The sequence below is a fragment of the Ruminobacter sp. RM87 genome, from assembly GCF_000701925.1.
Taxonomy (GTDB): Bacteria; Pseudomonadota; Gammaproteobacteria; order Enterobacterales; family Succinivibrionaceae; genus Ruminobacter; species Ruminobacter amylophilus.
In genome coordinates this window covers 1-24,807 of record NZ_JNKD01000035.1, presented here as the reverse complement: position 1 = coordinate 24,807, position 24,807 = coordinate 1, and the positions used below count along the sequence as shown (strand labels likewise).

The following is a 24,807-nucleotide window of genomic DNA, read 5'->3' as shown; positions in this document are numbered from 1 at the left end:
ATGCTCTGTTTTCTATAGTAAAACAGAGCAGAAAAAATGTTATAGACCAAAGATTAGATTTAAAGGAGAGAAATTGTACAATTCTTGCTAAAATAAGCAATTTTCATATGTATAATCAAGTCAATGATTGTGTTTAAAAAGCTCCACCGGGACGGATGAATTAAGATTTATTAACCATTATTCAATGCGGATAATTGATGTAATTATTATCAAAAATAACAACTTATGACAAACAGTATTGATGTTAGCGTTTGCTATCTATGGGTAAATTGTGTAATTATTTTGACGTTTATCTAATAAATTTTTGCAGAAACGTTTAAAAAAGGTTAAAATGTATATACTTTAATGTATAATTAATGTTTGATAATTGTTAGCAGAATTTTTTCTGACATACGTCCGTGCATGCATGACTGAGGCCTGTACCTGAGCCGCAGCATGTTTTTGGGGGACGTTTATTTCAGCTTTTGTGCTGAAGGTAGAAACACACATAAGAACTATAAACGAGGATAAATCATGAAAAGTACCTTTACTTCAGCCTTCGGGCTTCTTGCATTCGCAATCAGCATTAATGCAGCTGCAGGTTCTGAAGGTCCCGGCGTTTCAGTAATAACCGACAATTTTCAGGTTCTGGAATCCGGTTCAGAGGTCGGAAATGCCGTAGAGCTTGGCAAGGTCGGTGCAAAAACCGTTGTAAAGGGAAAGAAATCACCTGATCATATTGCTTTTGTGAGAAGCGATGACGGCAATAACTACATTATCAAGAACAAACTTCTGGTTCAGTGTGCCAATGGTCAGAACTGCATTCCTACAGGTGTAAGCGCTACCGAGGTGAGTGCCGGCTGCTACGAGATTGTTGTTTACAATTATGATCAGTGGATGACCATGAAGGATGAAATGAGTCGCAGTATCGCCGTTCGCAAAGTAGCTCCTTCATACTACGACGGCATTAAGCCTTCATTAAAATAATTTCATACCTAACAGGTTTCTGAGATCTCGGGAGCCTGTTTCACTATTTTTCTAAGCCCCTGTCTCACTTTTTTTTCAGGCCACTGTCTCTGAATATCCCTGACTGCTTTTCCCGACACTGTCAGTACTGACCGGCAGGCTGTTCCGCATGTTCTTATCATCTGCGACAGTCAACTGCTCTTTTATATTGATCTCATTCTAATTAATATACATATTTTGCCTGATTCTTCGTCAGAAGTTTTATACTTATACCTGTTCTGAAGGATGGCATTTTCCCTTGTGTCGACAGATGAAATTCACCTTCAGTCCCCGTCACGATCTCATCAGCTCTTGAGTATAAAGGAGAATTATGAAAAAAGCTTTTATTCTTGCTGCAGCCCTGTGTTCGGCTGCGGCCTGTTCAAACAATCAGGCGGTTACCATGAATGAAAACGGAAAGGAAATCATAACGGACGGCTTCAGAGTCGTCTCTGCAGATGAAAGTTTTCCGGCCGAAGACTTGCTGGGTCCCCTCGGTGATAAAAAAGTTGTCAGGGGGCGGAAGGATCCGTCACATCTTGCTTTCGTAAAAAATGATAACGGCCATAACTACATTATTGTCAATAAAATACTGGTAACCTGCCCGAAGAACGTTAACTGCATTCCTGCGGATCTGCAGGCAAAACAGCTCAGTCGAAGCGTGTACGAAATTACCGTAGGTTCGTATGAAAAATGGAAGTCCGTTCAGGACGAACTTAACAGGACTCAGGGAATCAAACAGATTGCTCCTGCTTTTGAGCACGGCATCATTCCTTCCCTTAAAAACAGCAGGTAATTATTTTTAGCAGAACCCGGTCATTCCTGTTTTGTAATCAGTGCCATCGAGGATGATATGATAAAGAACAAAGAACGCATTTTAGGTGCCTTTCTGATGTCTGCCCTGGCCGTCGCCATATCGGCATGCGGAGGAGAATCCTCACCGTCGAACAGCCGAAAATACGTTGTCAGTGATGACGGCATTAAATTAAACGGTAAGAACGATGCAGGGGTAATTCTGGATGTTGCTGAATACGGTGATATTTTCAGCGGCAGACCGTTTCTGATAAGTTATGCAAAGCAGCAGGAGACCGAACCTCTGTCTGATTACGGAGAAAAAGATACCGGCCTTCAGCCGTTTCGCATACAGGCGGAATTCGGGGATGTTTCAGACACTCATCCCGTAACCGGAGCCGAAGCTCCTGAGGGAACCGTATACTACACTGTTCCGGAGCGCGTACTGTACGCCACTCAGGACGGTTACGGCTTTACCGAAAAATTTACGGTCTATGATGAAGAGGATAACCATACCGAATTCACCATGAACGTGGGGGCCGGTACCAGACACGGAGATCCGGTTTTTCCTGATCAGTGGCATATAAGAAACATCGGTCAGAATCCGTTTTCCTTCATTACAGGTCCTGTAAGCGGATATGATGCCGGAGTTATTCCCGCATGGCATCTTACCGACGCTGACGGAAATCCGGTTTCAGGCAGAAACGTGAAGGTTGCGGTGCTTGATGAGCCGATTGATTTTAATCATGAGGATCTGAAGGATCGCAGGTTTACTCCGGATGGAAAAGGACTTTACGGTGTAAACCTCGATAATTCCTCCGGCCTGTCCATTCACGGAACAGAGGTGGCCGGTCTTATAGGCGCCACTGCGGGAAACGGCAAAGGTGTTCGCGGCATAGGCTATGAGTCCCTTCTCACATCTTATTATTACTGGGAAGCCCCTTTCAGTTATCTCACTGATCCCGGGAACGTCTCAATGGTAAGCGCCAGTCTCGGATACGACAGCAGCTATTCGTACAGGCCTGAACTTGAAATGTATTTTCAGTCAATGCTGGAAAACAATATACCGTTCATCCGTGCGGCCGGCAATGAGTATTATTCCGTAAGTTTTGAAGGAAGCAGGAGATTTTCCGATGAGTGTATTCTCCGATCTGTCAACTGTCAGTTCAATCAGACCTCATCTTTCAACCGCGCAAGATATGCAGTCAATGTTGCCTCCCTTAATTCGCAGGGTGTGAGAGCTTCTTATTCAAGTACCGGGTCGTATATATGGGTAACCGGATTTGGAGGTGAACCCGGTTATTACGATCTTGATTTTACTTCACCGGGAATCGTAACCACCAAGTCCAGTCGTGATCCGCAGGAATACGCAGACGCAAAAGATGCGGGCACCCCGTGGCGTCTTGATCCTAATTACTATGATCTCAGAAAATACTATACTCATACGTTTTCGGGAACGTCTGCGGCAACACCGACAGTGTCAGGTGTAGTAGCCCTGATTAAACAGGCAAAGCCGGATATTACGGTTCCCCAGATTCGTTATATACTGGCAGTCACCTCCTCTAATGACAAGACTCCGGGATGGAGTTCACTGGACTACGGCAGCGTCATCCAGAATGTCGAGGAGATGAATAATGCCAGTGTCACTCTTGATGCCGGATGGCATGAAAACGGAGCAGGTCTGAGGTACTCAAATTATTACGGATTCGGGGTGATCAATGCGGAAGCGGCGGTTAAGCTTGCTCTTTCCTGCGATGATGATGAAGAATGCAGCAGAAGATCAGAGCTGCCTCTGCAGTACAGAAGCTATGATTCAGCCCCCTGCTCCTCTTCTGATAATGGCAGGACTGTTACCTGTTACTTCAGCAGATTCGTTAACAGTGATACCGAAAGAAAGGTGGAAGGCTCTTTCCGTATAGACAATGTGGCGTTTGACATGGCCGGTTTTACCTATGCCGCTGAGCCTGATGTCGGTATTTCAGAATGTTCCGAGGCAGGTGACGGCAATCTGTATTCCGCTTATTATGCCAACAGTCTGATGCAGATTGAAATGACTTCTCCGCGCGGAACCTTATCAATTATCAAACCGGTATATGCCAACTGGGATTTTGACGGTGCTCATTTCAGAACAACCAATGAGATCGACGTGGTCGAAGGTGAATTCCTGCTGACCACATCTGATTTCTTCAACGAGCGTATGGAAACATCGGAAGTCACGCGCCTTCGAATAAGGAGCGTCTGTCCTGTTGACGTCAAATCTCTCAATAAAAGCATGAAACTCGTTATGGATGTCTATCCTGATTAGAAAGCTTTCGGGACCGGTCTGTCATCATTACGTTTTGACATGAACGACTGGTCTCCCTGCACGTTACTTTTCCTGTTTTTTCAGAAGAATGCAGGCTAAACTGAGATATATCATGGCCATAGTGAAAATTATCACGTACATTCTCCAGAAGCTGTCAAAACTCAGTCCCTTGGTAAAGCTTCCGAGACAGATAATCTGGAACCATGAGCACGGGAAAAGTTTACCCATATGGTATGCCGCACCTTCAAGAGTTGAAAGCGGATACAGAAATCCGGAAAAGTTGATGGCTGGCAGAATGGAGAGTATTGCCGACCCGAAAATTGCGGCCACCTGAGTACGCACGAAGCAGGATATCAGAAGCCCGAAAGATGACGAGGCCGTAATCATCAGAAAAGCCCCGAGGGTAAGAGCCCAGAATGAACCTCTGACCGGGACGTTCAGAACGTACACGGCACAGGCCGTCATGCACAGAAAACTTATCATTGAGAGGATGATATAAGGTATCTGCTTGCCTATAAGGAACTGGTAGACTGCGGCAGGAGACGTATAAAGGTTGCTGATGGTGCCGATATCCTTTTCCCTCACAACCCCCAGAGCAGTCATCATGGCCGGGAACATTACGAGAGACAGCATGATGAGACCGGGAACCATGACATACACGCTTTTAAAGATCTCGTTGTACATAAAGCGGATTTCGAACGGATTGCGCTCTGAGGCGATCTTTGCTCCGTGTGGATCAGTCAGCGAGGCATTGTATCTGTTCATGATGCCGCTTACGTATCCGCGGACGTTGTTTGAGATGGTCGGGAAGGCCCCGTCGATCATAAAGCCTACTTCAGGCTTCTCTCCTTTAAGCAGTGAACTGCCGTAGCCGTCAGGAATGTCTATGAGAAGCTTGATATGCTCCTTCTGAAAAATCTTTACCGCCGGCAGCGATGAATCGATTTCCTTTTCATAAAGATAGGCTGATCCCCTGAATTCATTTACAAGCGCCCTGCTTTCCTGCGAACCGTCATGATCGATTACCGCAAACGGCATCGGCGTCATGTCAAATGAAATGCCGTATGAGGCCGATATTTCAAAAATAAGGGCTCCGAAGATTACGAAGAACATTCGTATTTTGTCTCTGAGGATTTCCCTGCCTTCACGAACGGCAAAGGCCCTGATGATGGACAGCGTATAGAGAAAACCTCCATGGGTGATGTTCTTCACCGAGTCTTCAGTGCCGGCGCTTTCAGGAATCTCTTCAACCGCGTCACTCTGCTCTTCAAGATAATGAATAAAGGCCTCTTCCAGAGTATCTTCATTGCGGTTTCGTTTAAGTTCCTCCGGAGTTCCTACCGCCAGTACCCTGCCTCTGTGCATCAGGGAAATGCGGTCACATCTTTCCGCCTCGTTCATAAAGTGAGTTGATACGAAAATTGTTACCCTGTCTTCCCTGGAGAGTTTAATGAGGTAATCCCAGAACATGTCTCTTGCCGCCGGATCCACCCCGGATGTAGGTTCATCCAGAATGAGAATTTCCGGTTTGTGGAGACAGGCCGCCGCAAGCTGAAGTCTCTGTTTAAGCCCCAGGGACATGGATGACGGCCTGGTGTGTCTGAGCTCCGTAAGGCTGAATCTTTCCAGCACGGATCTTATGGCTCTGCCGCGTTCAGTAATCGGTATGTGATAGAGCTTGGCATGAAGATACAGATTCTCCATTACCGTAAGCTCCTCGTACAGAGAGAAGGACTGGGACATGTAGCCTACCTTCATTCTGATTTCCAGATTGCCGGCGGTGAATTCCTTCCCCATGATTCTGGCTTCACCGGATGTAGGTTCCAGCAGACCGGTAAGCATTTTCATGGTGGTTGATTTGCCGCAGCCGTTAGACCCCAGAAAACCGAAGATCTCGCCTCTTCCGATTTCAAAGCTTACGTTGTCCACGGCGGTAAAGCTCCCGAATCTGCGGGTTAGATTTGTGGCACTTATGGCATATACACCGTCGCTGTCCGGCGTATACGGAGGTATCCTGAATCCGCCTTCCTTTCCTCTCTTGTCGGAAGGAAGGAGTTTCATGTAGGCTTCTTCCAGAGTGGCGGCATTCATGGACTTCATGATTTCCGCAGTGCTGTCGCAGGCAATGATTTTACCGTCATTCATCATGATGGTGTGCTGAAAGCCTTCAGCTTCGTCGATGTATGCGGTGGATACGATAACGGTCATTCCCGGATTTTCTGAGCGGAGAGAATCAACCAGTCTCCAGAACTGACGTCTTGATAGCGGATCGACACCTGTCGTCGGTTCATCAAGAATCAGCAGCTCCGGACTGTGGATCAGGGCGCAGCAGAGGGACAGCTTCTGTTTCATGCCACCGGAGAGCTTGCCTGCGGCTCTGTCCGCAAACGGAGTAAGAGAAGTCGCGGCCATGAGTCTTCTGATGCGGGCATTCTTCTCTCTGCCGTTCAGCCCGAACAGATCCGCATGAAATGAAAGATTTTCGCGGACGGAAAGTGTCTGATAGAGATTTTTGCCGAGCCCCTGAGGCATAAATGCAACCAGACGTGAGAGATATTTACGTTCCGCGGCTTTGGTTATGTCTCTGCCGAATACCTTCACCTCTCCCTTCTGAAGAATTCTGGTTCCGGCAATTACGGACAGCAGCGTGGACTTGCCGACCCCGTCGGCACCGACAAGTCCGATGGTGGTTCCTCCCGGCAGCACCAGGGAAACATCGTCAAGAGCCGATACCCTGCCGTAGGAATGGCTCAGATGACTTATGCTTATCACGGGATTCGCAATGTCCCGGGGGTTTTTAATCTTATCCATAATTACTCAGCAGGTTATTAGCCTTATACGTGGAAAAAGTACGGAAGGTTATGCTACTGATTTTCTGTGCCGGCAGTATCAGGGACCGTGTGAGCTGATGCCGCGGATTCATCCCGTCCGTTTTTAATTTCAGTCATGCCGTTTTTTACGCTGAGATAATCAGGCCACGGCGCACCCGCATAGTTCACGTACCCTACTGACGGCATGCCGCCCTTGAGCATGCGGTAGTTTGTTCGGGTAATCTCCTCCGGAATTCTGAGAGTTACCTTGAAAAGAAGTTTTGCTCTTTCTTCTCTGGTTTCCACGTATTTCGGCGTGAACTGGGCGTCATCCGCCACATAATCAACCTTTGCAGGAATCACCGTATCAATTCCGTCAATTGCAATACGCGCCTCATCGCCTACCTTCACCCTGGCGGCTTTTGATGTAGGCAGAAAAACGTCAAGAGTCACGTCAGTCGGATCAAGCATGGAGACAACCCTGCCGCCTGCTCCCACAACATTGCCCGGTTCGGCGAGACGGTATTCGACAACCCCGTCAAAAGGAGCCCTTACTGTCATGTCGTCATTGCGTGATTTCGCTTCTTCGAGAAGCGCGTCGATTCTGCCTGTTTCGTAAAGAGCCTCCTGTTTTTCCTTCAGGAGCACCTCTTTACTTTCTTTTCTGGTGCTGAGGGCTGTCATGCGTCTTTCAAGCTCCGTCTGGGATATCAGGCTGTCGCGGCGGAGATTCTGCGCATCGTTAAGTTCTATGGCGGCAAGTCTTATTTCCTCGTCTGCCTGACGCAGACGCGAATCTATTTTCGATATCGTTTCGAGAGCCTTTTTCTTCTGAGCGGTTACTGATTTCACCTGGGCTTCGGTAACCGAAGAAGACAGAACGGCAAGCACGTCACCCTTGTGAACCTGCTGTCCGCGATCAACGGCAACGGTGTCGACTCTGCCGGCATAGAGACTGGCGACATCCACTCTTTTTATTTCAAGGCGGCCGTTGCAGGCGGCGATGCCTTCGATTTCGACGGCTGAACCCTGTTCCTGCTGTTTTAAATAAACCACACCGGCAGTCAGACCGGCAATCAGAGAAACGGGAAGAAGTATTTTTAAGAATTTCATATGGAATCTCAGTACTCCCGGCGGGGAATCTCCTTTAAACGGTTCCGGATGAGTTTTATCAGGACTCTCAGGCAGTGAACCGGCATCGTCGGCAATGCGGTACACATGCTGTCCCGGAAAAACCCCGGATGCCTCATTTTCATTTTAAATCCTAATGAGAAATTATGTTTTACCTGGATCTTAAAAAACAACTTTTAACATAATCTGTACTCTCATTTGTGAATTGCGTTTAACCTTTAGACATTAACAGTGCCATATTGTTCATACTTGTCATAAAATATTGAAAATGGTTTGTTTTTTGTCTTTTCAGTGCGACATGCCTTTCCGTTGCATTGAAAGATCTCGTTCACTGATTCCGGGGTTGTTGGATGAAAGGCTGGATTGCTCGGTTTGTTGTGGCTCTGTCGATAGCATCATGCATGCTGCCGGCCGCACAGGCTCGTCCGTGGACCAGACAGAATTATCTTACCTGCAGGGTGACGCTGGTAATCAGCGGTAATTTTTTCCTGTGCGAGTCCGCAAACGGCAGGGAGAATCTGGTACGGATGGCGGATATCGAAGCTCCGGAGCCTACTCAGCCTTACGGAGAGGAAGCACGCAGGTACCTGAGGGATCTCATCTGGCAGAACAAAATCAGCATCAAGGTCAGAGACCAGAAAGATGAAAAATATGAAAAATATGAAAATAATAATTATGTTCTGGGCGAGCTCTACTACAGGAAGCTCAACGTAAACAGAGAGATGATACGTCAGGGATATGCCTGGGCAAACCGTAAGAACACCTCCTCCATATATCTCAGAATTGAACGTGATGCCCATTCATTCGGTTTCGGACTGTGGCGCGATGTCGACGCCCAGTACCCTGCAGAGTTCCGTCGTGAAAATCCTATGGATTTTGAAGATCTCAAAAAACTGGCTCAGGAAAGAGATGAGCAGATTGAAAATGAAGCCACCTCTCAAAAATCCAGGAACAGTTCAAAAGCGCAGACTTCCAGATAAAACATCTTTAACGGACATATTTATTTCCCGCGTTTCAGAAAACTGAATATATTCTCCCGTTCTGATATTCGTCTCATAGTTTTTGTTTAACATTCTGATTACATCTACGGAAAATTTTTATAACAGTCTGTATAATCAAATGTGTGATCTATCTCAATTCTAAATTATCGTTATATAAAAATATACAAAAGTGTTAAAATTTTAAAAATGGTTCAGAAAGTAGGTACTGCAAAGGTTTCACGAAAATTTCCGAACCGTCCGGTGCAATAAAATACAAAAATCGTCATTGATAATATTTATCATTGAATCATAAAAGCACCTATTGTATATTATGGCCGGTTTAACGGTAAAAGTGCCGTTTAAGAATTTGCGGCCGTACAAATCACATACACTTTGAGGTCAGACTGATTTAACATGAAAAAACTGAATATTTTATCATCCCTGATGATATTTGCAGGGCTGGGTGTGGCACATGCTTCACTGCTTGATGCCACTTCAAACAAGCTGGAAACAACTTCTCAGACAATTTCAGCTACAAAGGATGCTGTTGACAGTACCAAGAACGCAACAGACGCTCTTAACAATCTTTCTTCAGTGGCAACCGGAAGCGCTGCTACCGGCACCTCTACCCTGGAAAAGGCTTCTTCCACTCTTAATTCCGCAAAGCAGACCATTGATTCAGCGAAGGATACCCTGAATTCAGCTCAGAGCAACCTTAATGCCGTTGGCAGCCTGACCGATACAGTTACAAATGCCGCATCAGGTTCATCAGACATTCTGAACTCTGCAACCGATGCCGCCGTGACCGCGGCCAAGCAGAAGGCTGAAGAGGAAGCAAAGAAGAAAGCCGCTGAAGCAGCAACCAATGCAGTTGGCAGTCTGTTCAACTGATTATAAAACCCGGGACTCCGTCACCATGTGTTAAATACCAGTGAGACTGAGACAGCCTGAGTTATATTGAGAAGGGAAACCGGAGGTTGGCAGTATTCCTCCGGTTTCCCTTTTTTCTCTACTCATTCAGCATAATCTTTAGGAGTCGGTCGACACGTGTTCGATGATTAGTCTCCGTCAAATGCGATTGAGGTGAGTTTTTTTTTCATTCGCTCCAATTGAGTGTACTGCCTCGGTGTTCACCTGCTCTTTTTAATAACTTTATGCTGAATGGAATTCTGATGCCCCGGGATATGATCTGATTCAGAACCTTCTTAATTCTGATTATGACCTGCAAGTGTGGTATAATGCCCCAAAATTAAGAAACGGAGTGGACTTTAGATGATTCGGAATGCTGTTATAAACTTTCTGGCCGAAAATGCCTGTGCCGGAAAGCAGACTGTCGATCCGGATCAGAAATCCGACACGCTCACCGAAAGAAACGTTAATACCGCCAGGAGCGAAAACGTCAGTGTCAGAGCCCTTGCGGAAGATAAATTCCCATGTCTCGAGGAACTGGCGGACACTCTTGAACTCATTATCCGCGCCTCGGCGTGTCGTGAAACAGTCGTGATATCAGGCTCTGATGAATCACTGTATCTTGCCTTCGGAAGATGCCGCGGTCTCCATAAGGACACGATGATTTTCAGGAGCCTTTTCGAGCCTCAGGTCAAAAGCCTCGGCTACACCCCCGGGGTTCTTATTGCTACAGATCCCGCAAAGCTTACCTTAAGAGCTGAAATATATGCTGATTCCGATGCTGATGAGATACGGGTTTTCAGTCGGGAGAAACTGACTGACTACTCCTGCTTAAAATATGGTGACAACCTGGAACCTGAGGAATTCTTTTTAAACGGAGACATGACTCTGTTTCCCGGTTACAGGGAATTCGCCCGCAGGATCGGTTATATAACCAGTGTCATAAACTCTTCCGGCAGGACTCTCAAAAAAGCGGTAACAGCCCGCAGAGCAGTGTTCAGCACCGGAGGAATCAGGAGATTCTCTGCCGGAGCCCTTAAGAATTTCATCAGCCGTCTTGTCCGTGAGCGTGTATTAAAAGTCAGAGATGAAAGCTACCTGTACCTCGGTTTTGCCGATGCGTGTCATCAGGAAACGGACATGTCCGGCGCCGAAAAAGAGCATTCTGCAACTGACGGACCGGAGCTCTTTGTTTCCTTCACTCCGGAAAAACTCTTCAGCATCCGCGACGGCAGAATTTACTGCGATGCACTGGCGGGTTCTGTTCCAGTGGAACAGGGAGACGCTCTTATCAGGGATCCTAAAAACCTTAACGAAAACCGTATCGTGGCGGATTTCATCGACGACCGCCTGCGTACGATATGTGATGACGTGCAGCAGATGCCCGTAAAGCTTAAGCGGCTTTCATACATTACCCATCTTCTCATTGAAATCTCCGGAAATATAAAGAATAATATTTCAACGGAAGAAATTATCAGACTGCTTCACCCTACCCCTGCAACTCTGGGATATCCCCGTGAAGAGGCCGTCAGGGTACTTGACGGGTGCGGAGCCCTTCTTACCGGAATGTATGCGGGAACCGCCGGCATGACATACGGCGGCTGTTCGACAGCCCTGGTGATGCTGAGAAGCGCTCTGTTTAGGAATGGCGAGATAACACTTTACGGCGGAGCCGGAATCATGGGAGAATCAGACCCGCTTTCCGAATGGAAGGAGACCGGCCTCAAGATGACCGCCGTACTTAAAAGAATAATACCGGAAGATGACGTGGCCCGCGTGCTGGCGAAAATCAACATGATGAAGTCTGGAGAATAAAAAGGAGAAACGCAAGACATGATTAACTCCCTCAGGGAATACGGTTACAGAGCTTTTAATCAATCCGCTGAAATCATAGCTCTGCTCAACTGCATGAAGATAGAGACCGCATACTGCGATGCCATGTCCATGAAATCCTATTTCGGAATGGTTGCCGAACAGGCTCCCACACCTCTCTTCCGCATAATCTATGATGAGAGACTTCTCGGTTTTCTGTCTTACGGAAGATCCCGTGTGTCTGAAGAACCGATTGCGGTAATCGTCAGTACCGATGAGGGACTGGCAAATCTTGCCCCTGCACTGATGGAAGCCCGCGGTCATAAAAATCCCATGGTCATAATCAGCGCGGACATAGCCAATGACATGAACGAAAACGGCAGCGGCTGTTCAACCCATGTCGATCCGATACTTGCCAACTTCTGCGAGTACGTGCCTCTGGATCTGTGGAATCCGCGTCTTACCCCTTCAGGAATCGCCTTCAGGGTCATTAAGGCCTATGAAAGAGCGGAAATGCTGAGAAAGCCCCTGCACATAAGACTTACCCCACAGCCTGGACTTTTCTGTGAAATTCCCGAAATCAAGGCCGGACAGCCTATTTTTGAGAATTTCGATGAACGCGTGGTAACCTCCATCATGGAAATTCAGGAAGAAATGCTCAACTGCTTTACCAGTTATCATTTCAGCAGAATTCAGTCAGGTACTGCGGAAAATTCGGATGCTGAAAATTCCGTTGTCAGTGAAGCCCTTAACGAGAATCTCAATTCCCTCTCCCGCAACATGACGGCCACGGATGACAGACTCGGTCTCCTGAGACATATCACCGATTCCAGAACTCTTGTGATTGCCGGTTCCCTTAATGCCGAAGAGGCTGAAAACGTCAGGGTTTATCTTGAAAGAACCGGTTTTCAGGTATATGCCGACATTCAGTCAAACCTGAGAGGCAGTACAAAGCTCAACTACATTGCGGATTTTGATGCCTGGTACAGAAATCATCAGCCGTCATCCTTCATTAACCGCGGCATGATGACGGATACGCTGCCGATGTCCGACAGCGCCAAGGTTTCCTACGGCAATCTTCCGTATGACTACATTCTGGTGCTCGGAGGCCAATTCATATCCAAAAGTGTTCTTGAGTTCCTGTCCGTCAGAAAGAAGAATGTCGTTCAGGTGTTCATGAACGATTCTCCGTACAACATGAATGCCGGAAGCGTCTGGGGTGTTTCACTTAACGAAAGCTATGACGTGCTGCCGTATATTCAGCCTGCGGACGTATCTTTGAGAAAGACCGCATCAGTATTTGAATCCAGAAGAAACTCAGGATTCGAGAGCATTGAGGATCTTAAAAAGAGAGACATGCGAAACGAGGCTGACTTCTTCAGACTTCTTAATGATGCACTGCCTCAGAAGCCGTATCTGTTTCTGGGAAACAGTACTGCGGTAAGAATGGCGGACAGATATCTGAACGTTCCCAATACCGTATTCACCAGCAGGACGGTTTCCGGAATCGACGGTCAGATTGCCACCGCGGCGGGGATTGCCTTTGAGCATCCGACCGTGGCGGTCATCGGCGATACCACGGCTCTGTACGATCTCAGCGCCCTGCCGTTCATCTGCGTCTGTCAGCTGAAGGTTGTCGTTCTCAACAATAACGGCGGCAGAATATTTGAGAGATTTCCGGTGGCCTCTGAAAAGATGCTGAACACCTCGTTCATCAATCCTCACGGCATGAATTTCTATCATTTCTGCAAATCATTCAGAATCCGATACGCCTGTGTAACGAACTACGACGAACTTTTTGAAATTCTTAATGACAGATCCGTGAAACACTGTCTTATCGAGGTTGATCTGACAAGTAATCAGGCCGTTAAAAAATACGTTGAAGCCGAGATTGAAAAGTCAGTAAATACCGGCAGCGGTAAAAACGGAAACTCCTCCCCGGCGGAAGAGGCTTCCGATGATGCGGATAACATCAGGTCTTAACCGAAAGCGGCAGATTTTTCCGGAGTTAATATAATGAGTGAAAAAGAACAGATCATAAATGAACAGGTGCTTTCCGCCTTTCGCGTGCTGTACCCTTTAAGAAAATGCGGTTTTCAGGATATATTCTATGCACCGGGCTCAAGAAGCGCCCCGCTGGTTATGGCCATGTCAGCCATTTCCGGATTCAGAAAGCATATTCATTATGATGAAAGAGGTCTGGGCTGGTATGCTTTGGGAGCAGCCAGGGCCACCAAGAAACCGACCGTAATATTCACCACGTCAGGCAGTGCCGTGGCAAATCTGTATCCCGCCGTGGTTGCAGCCTGCCGTTATGATATTCCCCTGCTGATCATAACTGCCGATCGTCCTGATGAGCTTCTTGACTGCGGAGCCAACCAGACAACCTGTCAGGGACGAATATTCGGCAAATTTGCTTCATTTCTGCAGATCTACGAGGATTATCTCGACCAGACCAACAACTTTACGGTCGAGAGAGTATGCAACATCATCCGCACCTGTTCCCTGACCTGCAAGCCCGCCCATATCAATATTCCGTTCAGGGAACCTTTCTATACTGCAGATGAGGAGTTCCGCAACAGTGTTGATTTCAGCAGGATGCTGGAAATGATTAAAGAGGAAGCGGAAGATGAAACCGAAATGATTCACGGATGCTTCCCGTCAAGATCCGATGAGGATTTTGCGGAATCCTATCTTCCCGTAAGATTCAATGCGGGCCGGGCTCCGTTTCACACCGTAATCGGCAGCACCGATGAGGTAAAGGAGCTTGCCGATGCTATTCCGTCCATGACTGAAACGAACTGCATGTACCGGCAGATCAACGCCGTCACCCGTTCAGTTTTCTACGATCATCTCAGAGTTGATCAGTATGGTCACACCATTTATGACCTGGTGGAACAGGATATTAACGAAAATTCTCCGAAACTGACCTACATTATCCAGTCATACGGATGTCTGAAGAGCTCCTGCAACGCCGGTCTGGTTGCCATAGCCTGCGGAGCCGGACTTAAATCCAATATCCTGCTTATCATAGATCCGATAGATCTTATTGCCGACCTCAATTCAGTGCCTCTGATGAAGGAAAGCAGAGTAAAAATGCTCCTTCTGGACAGAAAGATGATGGATCGCTCGGGAAGAAGCAACTGTGCTCCTGATTTCAGCATTGAAGAAATTGCCAGAGGAATGAACATTCCTTACAGAACTGTTTCCAAAGCTCAGGAATTTAAGAAACTGCAGGAATCACTTAATAAGATGAAAAAGGTCTGGGAGCCTGAAATAATCGAAATTACCGATATAGTATGGTAACAGTCGCGTGTCAGGCAGTATAGACTGAGTCTCACACATAAAATGTCTGAAGGTCATATCCGCTAAAGATATGACCTTCAGTTTTACTGTTATGATGTAACCGGAGACACAGTAAATATCAGTCGTACCAGCTGCCTTCCTGCTTTTCATCATCATCAAGATTGATGTTCTTGCGGAAGAGAACTGTGAGCGCTCTCTGAAGCTTGTCTTCCTCAACCAGTATCATATCGGTCGGAATGGCATATTTGGTGGAGAAGGCGTCAAGGCCTTCAATGGCGTTGATGCATGAAGGATCGGAAACCGCAAGATACAGTGTATTGTTTACCACCCCTATAGGAACCATTTCATATTTCATGCAGTATTCTTCATTGAGATACTTCTGAGGAGCTGTTTTCGGGTTGAACTGAGAAAAGTCCATGGAAGGAAGATCATATTCTTCAGCAAGAAGATCCATAAGCTGTTTAGGTTCGGCGTAGCTTAAATTTATAACGGTGGCAATAACCGATTTTTCGTATTCCTCAACTTCACCCTGTACAACACTCTTTTTAGGGCCGCTAATGATGTTTTTTTCGACCAGCAGGTTCAGTAAACCGGATTCAACAGACATGTTTTTTCCCTCAATATAGTTATTATAACGTACGGTTGCCCATGTGAAACACAGATAAAAAATGTGTCTCATGGCTGTGTCAGACCGTAAGATCTACTGCAGAATTCAGCTTAAAAAATCTGCAGGATGTTCAATAGTCATTAGATATTCTACTATAATTCATTGCTATTTTTCTGAGAAATTATTGTTACATATCACAAAAATCCTATCAAAAATGCCGTTTTTGTTAAAATCTGAAAAACCTTTAACAAATTCGAGATATCTTGTTCCGTATTTCTCTCTGATGCGCCGGGCATCGCGTACGGTTTCCTCGCTGAAAAGATATTTACCGTCCGTTATGCACAGGAGATCTGCTCTGGCAAAAGCAGGATTATGCTCAATCATTCCGGAAACCTCGTGCAGGGCGTTGTCTATTGAAGTGCCGCCGCGGAAGGATCTCTTAAGGAATGAATTAAGTTCATCAAGCGAGGTGTCTTTTTCCGTACCGGTAATGGTAAGAGTCTCCGTTTCAATGGCGAAGTTTATGATGTGACACGGTCTTCCCGCCTCAAGACATTTAAGGGCCAGTACGGCGGTAACGGCCTTGGCATAATCTTCATTCTCACCTTTCATTGAACCGCTGGTGTCAACACAGACGATTACGGGGCCCCTTTCCTGTTCTCCTTCCCCGCCCGCTGTCCTTCCGTTACCGGAAAATACCCTGGCCATTTTAATGAAGTCAAAGGCGAGAAGCTCGCGATTAAGAAGTTTTATGTCGAAAAGAGATTCCAGTTCCGGATCACTTAGTCTGGCAAGTTCTTCAGGAAGCACGTAATTGAGCGTGTCACTCAGTGTTATTCCGGAGATGTGATCGCCTTTAACGCTTTTACGGTACCTGCCGATGCGTTCGGTATAGATTTTCTCGGAACGTCTGGAAGCAAGGGCTTCGAGTCCGAGGGTTCTGCCGAGTGAATCAAGCAGTTTAATGAGCGGTACGTTGTTTCTGACCACATTGATATACCGAAGAAACACGCTTCCCGAGTCGGACGGACGGACCGTGGCATACGGACTCATTTCGGTCTCCCTGCCCCCGTTCTTCAGAAATTTTGACATGTAGTGGTCGGTCATGTCCCTTATTTCCTCGTCACTTCCGTCTCCGCCGAAGGATCTGGCGTATACGGAATAAGGGATTCCCTGAGATGAGCAAAAATCCACGCTTTCCTTAAGCTCTTCAAACTGAGTGCTTAAAGCCCTCTCGGTAAAGCTGCGGATTTCCTCCTCCTTTTCCTGCTCGAGTTTCCGTACGGCAGCCGTAACGGAATCCGTAAGAGCCCTGCGCATTCCGTCAGCCACATTGAACTCGCGGAGGCAGAGATCGGTGAGATCCTCAATTCTGATGATCTGCACGTTTTTATCCGGGGAGGCGGTATTGAGGTTATCTCTGAGAGCCATGAGCTCTGCGGAATAATCCGCATATGATTTCATGTGATCACGCAGTTCTGCTGTGTAATCGCGGATCCTGAGATACTTTTCACCCAGGTGATCAAGATCCTTCAGATACTGTTCCTTTTTCTGAAAATCCTTAAGCGTTCTGTGAGACAGATAATCGGCAAGGAGCAGATCATCCGCATATTCGTTTCCTTTGGCAAGACGCCTGTTAAGAGAATCGGCAAGAGAACGGTTCAGTCTGTTAAGACCGCCGAGTGCTGCATCCATGTTGTTGAGCACGGACGGCGTGCATCCGGCTCTGCGGCTGCGGACATAGTCCTCGCGGAGCCGGCGCAGTGTTTTTACGCCTTCCTGATAGAAATCGATAATGGGAAACACGCCCGGAACGGTTCCTTTCGGGGAAAACTCATCAGCGTTTCCTTTTCTCTCTTCATCATTGAAAACGTCAGCGACTGTCTGATCCCACTTTCTGCCGGGAGTATTATCAGTAACTGTAGTTCTGTCGGTCATCAGTGCACCTCATTTACCTGAACGGGCATACCGGTATCCGGCCGGGGAAAACCGGATGCCGGTGCGTCGTTATGCACCTGTCGCGGAAACTGAATATTTTCTGACAAGTTCGTTTACCCGGGATTCATAGTTTCCGGCTCTGGAGATTTCGGCAGTTACCGGAGCATAAACCTCCTCAATCACGGCCGTAAGCGCATGTTTCTCATCATCAGACAGGAAAATATCGGAGTTGACGCTGTTTCTCATGGCGTCAAGTCGCTCTCTTATTTCCCTTATGCATCTGCCGTTCTCCTCAATGAGCTGTTTTACCTTTCTGAAAGAGCCTATTATCTCATCAAGGAATTTCATGATGTCGCCGGAGATGATGCTGTTTACCTCGCCTCCGGAGGTGAATCTGATTTTTACGGATCTGCCGGTTGGCGCCTCTCTGGTGGCTGCCCTGCCGCAGACTCTGCCGTGATGATCAAATATGTCGAATTCACCGTCCTTTCTGAATTCATCATAAGGAATTCTGACGGAGATTATGTCCAGCCTGTCTTCAGGTGAAAGCTCAAGCAGGCACTTTTCATGATTTATGGTCTGAAGACGCATTACCAGTTTGTCTGCTGACGGTGTTTCACCGTCATTCAGGACACAGTGAAGTCCCGCGGCAAAAAGCTCTTTCTTATCAGTGAGTGTGCAGTTGAGATGACGGGCTGAACCGATTCCCAGTCTTGAAATCTCATGCTCGAACCATCTGTGGTAGCTGTTCTTTTCCACCCAGATGTATCTTGCTCCGTTAAAGCGTCTTTCGTAGGTGATTACCTCGCCTCTTGCTGCAGGGAAATTGCCGTGCTGGGCCTGATAAAGCACCCTGTCGCCGTTTTCCATGAAGAGAACATAAGAGTCCATTCCGGACATCTGCATGAAGCGGCCGTTAAGCTCGCTGTCAGGTTCACCACCTCTTAAAGGAGCCACCGTGCGCACGGCAGCCACGTCCGAGGCGTATTTTTCGGCATCAAAGCAGGCCGGCTCGAATATATCCTTGAAATCAATCCTGATGCTGGTTTTGATTTTCATCTCAAGACATCCGAAATGACTCTGAATTTCAGAAATTCTGGCATACATTTCGAAACGTTCGTCGAGACGGTTCTTAAGTCTTAACTGAATGAACTTCGGCAGAAGAGAAGAAGGCGCAGCATAGCGTTCCTCTTCCAGAGACTGACCGTCGATGCCTCTGTGTCCGGGAACCGAGAAGGTAAACACTTCGGTTCCATCTGAGTCTCCCTTGGTAAAGTACCCGTTAAGATCACGATAGAGAATGATTCTGATTACATCCCCGATTTCCGGAAGCAGAATGGAGGTTTTACCGTCCCTTACGGAATTACGGCACTTTTCATAGGTTTCGGAGGTATAGAAGTGATCCGGTGAAACCTTGCGGTACCATGAGTCAGGATTCCAGAAATCATTGGCTTTTACGTAGGTGAAGCCGAAGTCCTTGAGCATATTGAATAAAACCCTCGGTTCGCCCTTGTCGGAAGTCATGCGGATACCCACATTATGATCCGTGAACAGCTGTTCATTGCTGCAGGTGGCAAGAATTTCTTCAAGCACCCTGCTGTTTTCCAGAATCTTTCCTTCGTCGGTATTGCTGATTCTGGCACCCATAACCTGTCTTATCTCGTTAAGGATCAGCTTTCTGAGATAAGGCCTTTCGGAAGGACTGTGCCAGAGCACGTTCTCAAGCAGTATCAGATGTCTGATCCCGGCTTTCTCTTCTTCATTGAAGAAGGCTGCAGCCTTCATGAATACCGAGCTCTGAACCCAGCGGCGGTCGGAGACGTATGAAGCATCGGTTCCGGTCTTTTCGTTATCGGAAAAACCGTCATAATCCGCATGTTCTCTGTTTAAACGTACGTTCTCGGCGTAGTCGGCGGCTATTTTTTCGCGCAGAGAGGCCATGGCGCTGAGAAGTTCATCGGAAAGCCCGGTGTCGGCAACGGCCTTCTTCCATTTTTCAAATTCATCGGCGGTTACCGCAAGTTCCTTCATCTTTTCGGCATGTGCGGATTCGTCATTTTCCACGGCCGGAGCTGTGGTAACCATTTTTATGAAATTGTCGACTCCCCTGACAGGTTCTATCACCAGTCTGACAATGAATCTGTCATAAAGAGCGGCCAGATCATCATCGTTAAGCGGAATTTCATTTGAGGCCACGGCCATGCTGCGCAAAGGAGCCTTCATAATCCGGTTTCCGTTATGATACGTATGCTCGTTGATGAGTGTAAGCAGCGTGTTCAGCACGGCCGGTGATGACTTCCAGATTTCGTCAAGGAAGGCAAAGTCCGCGTCGGCTAGATATCCTGACAGCTGACGTTCGTATTCATCCTGTTTGAGTTTAGTGATGCTGATTGGACCGAACAGCTCCTCAGGTGTTGAGAAACGGTGCATCAGATGCTCGAAGTAGCGGCTGTTTCCTGCAAAAATATCATTAAGTCTTCGGCAGATCATGCTCTTTGCGGTTCCCGGAGGCCCGTAAAGAAAGGTATTGAGACCGCAGAGACTGGCAAGAACGGCTGATCTTACGGAATCGCTTCTGTCAACCAGCCCTTCTCCCGTGAGTTCCATTATTCTTCTGATTCTCCTTCTGAGAGACAGCCCTTCATTCTGAGTGTTTCCGGCGGATGATGCTGTGTCCATGATTCCTCCTGAACAAATATGTAATCACTCGACATACTGTGTTATAAAATCTCAAATCGATGAGTACGGAGGTTTCGGATACGTCAGGACACCCTGTAAATCATCAGTGAGAAACTTGTAAATACAGATACTTTTTAGCTTATTATAACGGCTAAAAAATTTCCGGACTGAGATCCCTGCTGAAATACTGAACACTCACTGCTGCCGATAGATGTAAAGAGACTTTTGTTATTATAAATGTGAAATGGTTCAAAGATAGTGCTTCAGACTGCCGGAAATGCAGGTTTACGGACTGCCGTTATGTTTCATAACGCAGGTGTTGTTATAATATGAGTATATAAATTATTCACCTCAGGAACTCAAAATGTCACGGAAAAAACATAATGCAGGTCCACCCCGGTCAGCAGAGGATATTTCTTCAGACAAAGAGGCGCAGTCATGGATTAAAGAAGTTATCGACGCTGACGCCTGCAGATTTTTAGGATATATCTTTTACCGCATAGGATTTGATCCGGATACCTATGATTACGGTGAGGATAAATACGATGTAACCGGAATTCTGGACAGTATTGCCACCTGTGTAATGGTCAAGGCCGGATACGGACATGCCGATCTGGTGAGAAATCCGTACTACACTCCTGAAAATGATCCTCTCATCATGGCTGAGGTAAGGGCGTTTCGTCAGACAGACCTCTGATTTCAGGAGTCAGCAGGCTGTTTTCCGCTCTTTCCGACAATGCCCAGGCCGAATACGGCGAAGATTACCGCCAGTCCGACATTGACAAGGTTGAAGAAGCAGTAAGGCAGATAGTCAAGAGTTGAAATTCCCATGATCCCTGAAAAGTAGACACCGCAGGTTGACCATGGGATGAGAACGGAGGTAATGGTTCCGCCGTCCTCGAGGGAACGGGACATGACGGTCGGCGCTATTTTCATGTCGTCATAGATTTCAGCATACATTCTCCCCGGAAGAATCACGCTCATGCACTGTTCTCCGGAAATGGCGTTTATGCCGAAAGCGGTAAGAACTGTCGCCAGCACAAGCCTGCCTGCGGAATTTATGAATCTGACTACTACGGACATTATACGGTGGAGGCATCCCGAGCATTCCATGGCTGAACCGAAACTCATTGCGGCAATCATCAGAATCACCGTGTTGAACATTCCTGACATTCCGCCTCCCGACAGAAGCGCATTGAACGCCTCGTTACCGGTATTGAGCCTGAGTCCGTCATAGGTTACGAGCCAGAGGGCTCTGATGTTTTCCAGAAAGGAACCGTCGGTTCCGAGAATTCCGGTAATGCTGTCAAACTGAAATATAACTGCTGCGGCAAGACCTGAAATAATTCCCGCAAGAATTGTAAAAATCGGCGGATACCGCTTCACGGCAAAATAAATGAGCACGGCAAGAGGCAGAAGACACCATGGACTGATATTGAATGAGCTCTGAAGCATATCTCTGAAGGACTCGTTATCAATGCTTTCGGCTGCAGGCTGTGCCCAGAGCCCCACTGCCGCAAACATGATTACGCTTATGATGATGCTCGGCACCGTGGTGAATGTCATGCCTCTTATGTGATCGAAAAGATTCACCTGACTTACCGCCGAGGCCAGATTGGTGGTTTCGGAAAGCGGAGACATCTTGTCTCCGAAATATGAACCGGAAATAACGGCTCCGGCGGTGATGACCGGATCCAGTCCCAGGGCTTTCGCTATGCCCATGGCGGCGATACCTACCGTGGCCGCGGTATTCCAGGAGCTTCCGATGCACATCGACACCAGGGCGCAGACAATAGCCGCGCACGGATAGAATACTCGGGCGTTTATCAGATTCATGCCGTAATAGATCATGGTCGGCATGGTTCCGCTTACAAACCATACGCTTATCAGCACACCGACAAAAAGCAGAATCAGACATGCGGGAAGAGTTTCAGCAATGCCCTGAATCATGCATTTTTCCAGCTCGGTATATTTCCGGCCTGCCAGAATGCTGACGATAAACACCGCGAAGGTGCTTGCAAAAAGCACCATCTGGTTCGGTCCTGACACGCAGTCGTCACCGAAGCAGTAGACGCTAAAGGCCAGAAGGATAAAGAGAAATACCACCGGAATCAGCGAAAGAAACAGGTTTGGTGAATTTTTCATGTCTGGAGTCATAATATCTGTCCGGTGTTCTTGTTGATGATGCGTCCCCGGTTCCCTGTTTTTTCCGTTACATGCGGTTCCGATGTTCACGGCGTCGGAAAAACGCAGAGACTTCAGGATCAAGTTTAAAGACAAACAGCCCGTGAATAAACAGATTTTTGGTAATTTTTATCGTGACGTCATTTTTGGAGGAATCACAGATGAATATTTATTCGTTTTTTTGGACATATGCTTAATCTTTATAAAATACAATATGCTAATATGTTCCCATAAAGTTGTTTTAAAAAAGAGACCGTGTGAATGAGAACCCTCAAATCTAAACTGCTGCTGACAGTAATCGTTCCCGTAATTTCCTTTACTGTCTGCTCATTTGTTATCTTTGTGACCGGTAATATTCATCAGATCAATACGGCGGGATACAGATCGGCAATGTCACTTGCCAAGGCTACCACACAGAATGTTGATTCATGGCTGAAGGTAAAAAAAGGAATTATTTCTGGATATTACGGACTTGATACGGAATTTCTGAAATCAACCCTGCAGACGGGGCTGCCAATCAAGGTAGACAGTGTCTATGATCTTTATTACGGAGATCCGGAAGGAAAGACCTACGCGGGTCTTGACAGCGTAGAGAACTACCTTAAGAGCGGGTATGATCCCCGTAAGCGCCCGTGGTATGTCGCCAGCAAGGCAAAACCTGGGGAAGTCGTAATTTCCGAACCGTATCTTGATACCACGACCGGCGATCTTGTGCTTACCATTTCCGAGGGGTACCCTGCAGCAGACAAGGGGGTTGTCGGTCTTGACCTGTCAATAGATGACGTCACCGGTATTATCAGCAGTCTTAATCTGCCTGTTGACGGTGAGGCGTATCTTGTTTTTGATGAAGACAACAGAATCGTAGTATCAAGTACCGGAGAGCCGCTGCTCAACAGAACTCTCCAATCGGTTTACAGGGAACTCTCCCCCGAGGTTATCAGCAGAACAACCGAAAAGGAGAAGATGGACCAGTCATTTTCCGCCATCAGCCTTGACCGCGGAGATGTTTTTGTTCTGTCTGAAAAATTGAATGAAGCTCCCTGGAAGATTGTCATAATTCTTGATAAGAACAGCTACCTAAGCATCGCGCACATATACATAGCCGTTGTTTCCGTGCTGTCCCTGCTTGTCCTCCTGGGAACCATTATCTACATAGCCCGTGCGGTTGAATCAAATATTGTAAAACCTGTTCATCACGTAGGCAGCATGCTCAGGGATCTGGCCGAAAAGGAACCTGATTTCAACAACAAGATTGACGTGCAGTCAGATGATGAAATCGGTGAGCTTGCCTATAACTTCAATCTCCTGCTGGACAATCAGAAGCTTCTTTTCAATAAAATCAACGGCTTCCTGAAAACCTCCACCAGGGATTCCATCAACAGCAATGAAAACATTTCAAACCAGATTAACGAACAGCAGAATGAGCTGAATGAGGTTATTTCATCCGTGGAACAGCTTAACGGTTCCATTACCAATATCGATCACTGCGTAGTTGAAACCGAAGAGATTGCAGGCAGCATAGGCGACGCCTCACGCGAAGGAAAGAAAATGGTTGAACAGAGCAGTGATTCCATAAGAGAACTTTCCGACAGTATCAGAAGAACCGGTGATGCCATTGCCACTGTATCCGAATGCGCCAACAGCATTTTCTCGGTTGTCGGATCCATCAAGGAAATTGCCGATCAGACCAACCTTCTTGCACTCAATGCCGCCATTGAATCGGCACGAGCCGGAGAGCACGGCCGCGGATTCGCCGTGGTTGCCGATGAAGTGCGCAGTCTGGCAATCAAGACCGGTGAATCAGCAAGTTCCGTTCAGGACTCCATAAAGACTCTGCAGAATCACGTGAATACCACGGTAACCCTCATGCAGCAGAGCATGAATGACTGCGAAAGACAATATGAAACGACCTCCACGAATGAATGCAAAACGTGGATTTACCGTGTAAACTGTAGATGTTGAAAAAACAGAAACGGATTTACCGCATACATTGAATGAATTTACTACATACATTGTATGAATTTACTACATACATTGTATGAATTTACCACATACATTAAATGAAGGTCGTTATGAATAAGATAATATATATTGGAATGGATGTCCACTCTTCTAACTTTACTTTGTGCTCTTTTGAACCAGGTTATGGCATGTCTGAAGATAAAATATTCGGTCAGGTGCAGTTTAAGGATGACCTGATTAAAAATACCGAGAAGTATATCTGTAATCTGAAATCACAGAGAAAGGACATTGATATTGTCTGTGGTTACGAAGCTGGATGTCTCGGTTATGTTCCTTACAGAGAATTAACCAGATCAGGCATCAACTGTAAGATTCTTGCTCCAAGCACCATGGCCGTACAGAAAGGCG

16 protein-coding genes and 1 pseudogene are annotated in these 24,807 nt (G+C 46.9%); 11 read left to right on the top strand and 6 right to left on the bottom strand.

Translation table 11 applies throughout. The annotated features are described in order from the left end of the window. Positions 1–513: 513 nt before the first annotated feature. The 3 genes from T489_RS0107945 (at position 514) to T489_RS0107935 (ending at position 4,081) form a co-directional block, all read left to right on the top strand. Positions 514–966: a hypothetical protein gene (locus T489_RS0107945; RefSeq protein ID WP_031579525.1), complete on the top strand. Its 453-nt coding sequence runs from the start codon at positions 514–516 to the stop codon at positions 964–966. A 349-nt stretch (positions 967–1,315) separates the two neighbouring features. Continuing rightward, a complete protein-coding gene (locus T489_RS0107940; protein ID WP_031579523.1) occupies positions 1,316–1,780 on the top strand; it encodes a hypothetical protein in 465 nt (154 codons plus the stop codon). Between the two features lie 57 nt (positions 1,781–1,837). Further along, positions 1,838–4,081 (top strand): S8 family serine peptidase, encoded by a 2,244-nt coding sequence (locus T489_RS0107935; RefSeq protein ID WP_031579522.1) that lies wholly within the window; start codon positions 1,838–1,840, stop codon positions 4,079–4,081. 63 nt (positions 4,082–4,144) lie between these two features. On the opposite strand, the gene rbbA is transcribed toward T489_RS0107935, so the two are convergent. Further along, positions 4,145–6,892 (bottom strand): ribosome-associated ATPase/putative transporter RbbA, encoded by a 2,748-nt coding sequence (gene rbbA / locus T489_RS0107930; protein ID WP_037319284.1) that lies wholly within the window; start codon positions 6,890–6,892, stop codon positions 4,145–4,147. Between the two features lie 53 nt (positions 6,893–6,945). Then, positions 6,946–8,109, bottom strand: a complete 1,164-nt coding sequence (locus T489_RS0107925; protein ID WP_051621906.1) for an HlyD family secretion protein — start codon at positions 8,107–8,109, stop codon at positions 6,946–6,948. Between the two features lie 263 nt (positions 8,110–8,372). On the opposite strand from T489_RS0107925, the gene T489_RS0107920 reads away from it, so the two are divergent. The 5 genes from T489_RS0107920 to T489_RS0107900 all read left to right on the top strand — a co-directional run bounded on the left by T489_RS0107920 (position 8,373) and on the right by T489_RS0107900 (position 15,029). Beyond that, entirely contained in the window at positions 8,373–9,002 is a 630-nt protein-coding gene (locus T489_RS0107920) for a thermonuclease family protein (RefSeq protein WP_031579518.1), read from the top strand. A gap of 414 nt (positions 9,003–9,416) precedes the next feature. Next, positions 9,417–9,893: a hypothetical protein gene (locus tag T489_RS0107915; protein ID WP_031579517.1), complete on the top strand. Its 477-nt coding sequence runs from the start codon at positions 9,417–9,419 to the stop codon at positions 9,891–9,893. 381 nt (positions 9,894–10,274) lie between these two features. Continuing rightward, entirely contained in the window at positions 10,275–11,726 is a 1,452-nt protein-coding gene (locus tag T489_RS0107910) for a chorismate-binding protein (RefSeq protein ID WP_031579516.1), read from the top strand. Positions 11,727–11,744: 18 nt separating this feature from the next. Further along, positions 11,745–13,706 carry a thiamine pyrophosphate-binding protein gene (locus T489_RS0107905; protein WP_031579515.1) on the top strand — a complete coding sequence of 654 codons (1,962 nt, stop codon included), beginning with the start codon at positions 11,745–11,747 and terminating at the stop codon, positions 13,704–13,706. Between the two features lie 33 nt (positions 13,707–13,739). Next, positions 13,740–15,029: a thiamine pyrophosphate-binding protein gene (locus T489_RS0107900; RefSeq protein WP_031579514.1), complete on the top strand. Its 1,290-nt coding sequence runs from the start codon at positions 13,740–13,742 to the stop codon at positions 15,027–15,029. A 118-nt stretch (positions 15,030–15,147) separates the two neighbouring features. Here T489_RS0107900 and T489_RS0107895 read toward each other — a convergent pair whose 3' ends face one another. From T489_RS0107895 to T489_RS14330, 3 genes are all read right to left on the bottom strand, one after another. After that, positions 15,148–15,636 (bottom strand): GspE/PulE/PilB domain-containing protein, encoded by a 489-nt coding sequence (locus T489_RS0107895; RefSeq protein ID WP_198020444.1) that lies wholly within the window; start codon positions 15,634–15,636, stop codon positions 15,148–15,150. Between the two features lie 165 nt (positions 15,637–15,801). Beyond that, the gene (locus T489_RS14335) at positions 15,802–17,574 is read right to left on the bottom strand and encodes a VWA domain-containing protein (protein WP_031579512.1); all 1,773 of its coding nucleotides are present in this window, start codon (positions 17,572–17,574) and stop codon (positions 15,802–15,804) included. 69 nt (positions 17,575–17,643) lie between these two features. After that, positions 17,644–20,253 (bottom strand): AAA family ATPase, encoded by a 2,610-nt coding sequence (locus T489_RS14330; RefSeq protein ID WP_051621905.1) that lies wholly within the window; start codon positions 20,251–20,253, stop codon positions 17,644–17,646. Between the two features lie 364 nt (positions 20,254–20,617). Between T489_RS14330 and T489_RS0107880 the strand changes: the two genes are divergently transcribed. Continuing rightward, positions 20,618–20,950: a hypothetical protein gene (locus T489_RS0107880; protein WP_031579510.1), complete on the top strand. Its 333-nt coding sequence runs from the start codon at positions 20,618–20,620 to the stop codon at positions 20,948–20,950. 2 nt (positions 20,951–20,952) lie between these two features. Here T489_RS0107880 and nhaC read toward each other — a convergent pair whose 3' ends face one another. Beyond that, entirely contained in the window at positions 20,953–22,410 is a 1,458-nt protein-coding gene (gene nhaC / locus T489_RS0107875; RefSeq protein ID WP_031579509.1) for a Na+/H+ antiporter NhaC, read from the bottom strand. 288 nt (positions 22,411–22,698) lie between these two features. On the opposite strand from nhaC, the gene T489_RS0107865 reads away from it, so the two are divergent. Continuing rightward, on the top strand, positions 22,699–24,399 hold the full coding sequence (locus T489_RS0107865) for a methyl-accepting chemotaxis protein (protein ID WP_031579507.1): 1,701 nt from the start codon (positions 22,699–22,701) through the stop codon (positions 24,397–24,399). Positions 24,400–24,509: 110 nt separating this feature from the next. Further along, positions 24,510–24,807, top strand: a pseudogene (locus tag T489_RS0107860) (hypothetical protein); the annotation flags it as partial.

Excerpts from the sequence above, each read along its gene's own strand:
- T489_RS0107945 (WP_031579525.1), top strand. The coding sequence starts at position 514 with ATGAAAAGTACCTTTACTTCAGCCTTCGGGCTTCTTGCATTCGCAATC.
- T489_RS0107940 (WP_031579523.1), top strand. The coding sequence starts at position 1,316 with ATGAAAAAAGCTTTTATTCTTGCTGCAGCCCTGTGTTCGGCTGCGGCC.
- T489_RS0107935 (WP_031579522.1), top strand. The coding sequence starts at position 1,838 with ATGATAAAGAACAAAGAACGCATTTTAGGTGCCTTTCTGATGTCTGCC.
- rbbA (WP_037319284.1), bottom strand. The coding sequence starts at position 6,892 with ATGGATAAGATTAAAAACCCCCGGGACATTGCGAATCCCGTGATAAGC.
- T489_RS0107920 (WP_031579518.1), top strand. The coding sequence starts at position 8,373 with ATGAAAGGCTGGATTGCTCGGTTTGTTGTGGCTCTGTCGATAGCATCA.
- T489_RS0107915 (WP_031579517.1), top strand. The coding sequence starts at position 9,417 with ATGAAAAAACTGAATATTTTATCATCCCTGATGATATTTGCAGGGCTG.
- T489_RS0107910 (WP_031579516.1), top strand. The coding sequence starts at position 10,275 with ATGATTCGGAATGCTGTTATAAACTTTCTGGCCGAAAATGCCTGTGCC.
- T489_RS0107905 (WP_031579515.1), top strand. The coding sequence starts at position 11,745 with ATGATTAACTCCCTCAGGGAATACGGTTACAGAGCTTTTAATCAATCC.
- T489_RS0107900 (WP_031579514.1), top strand. The coding sequence starts at position 13,740 with ATGAGTGAAAAAGAACAGATCATAAATGAACAGGTGCTTTCCGCCTTT.
- T489_RS0107895 (WP_198020444.1), bottom strand. The coding sequence starts at position 15,636 with ATGTCTGTTGAATCCGGTTTACTGAACCTGCTGGTCGAAAAAAACATC.
- T489_RS14335 (WP_031579512.1), bottom strand. The coding sequence starts at position 17,574 with ATGACCGACAGAACTACAGTTACTGATAATACTCCCGGCAGAAAGTGG.
- T489_RS14330 (WP_051621905.1), bottom strand. The coding sequence starts at position 20,253 with ATGGACACAGCATCATCCGCCGGAAACACTCAGAATGAAGGGCTGTCT.
- T489_RS0107880 (WP_031579510.1), top strand. The coding sequence starts at position 20,618 with ATGTCACGGAAAAAACATAATGCAGGTCCACCCCGGTCAGCAGAGGAT.
- nhaC (WP_031579509.1), bottom strand. The coding sequence starts at position 22,410 with ATGACTCCAGACATGAAAAATTCACCAAACCTGTTTCTTTCGCTGATT.
- T489_RS0107865 (WP_031579507.1), top strand. The coding sequence starts at position 22,699 with ATGAGAACCCTCAAATCTAAACTGCTGCTGACAGTAATCGTTCCCGTA.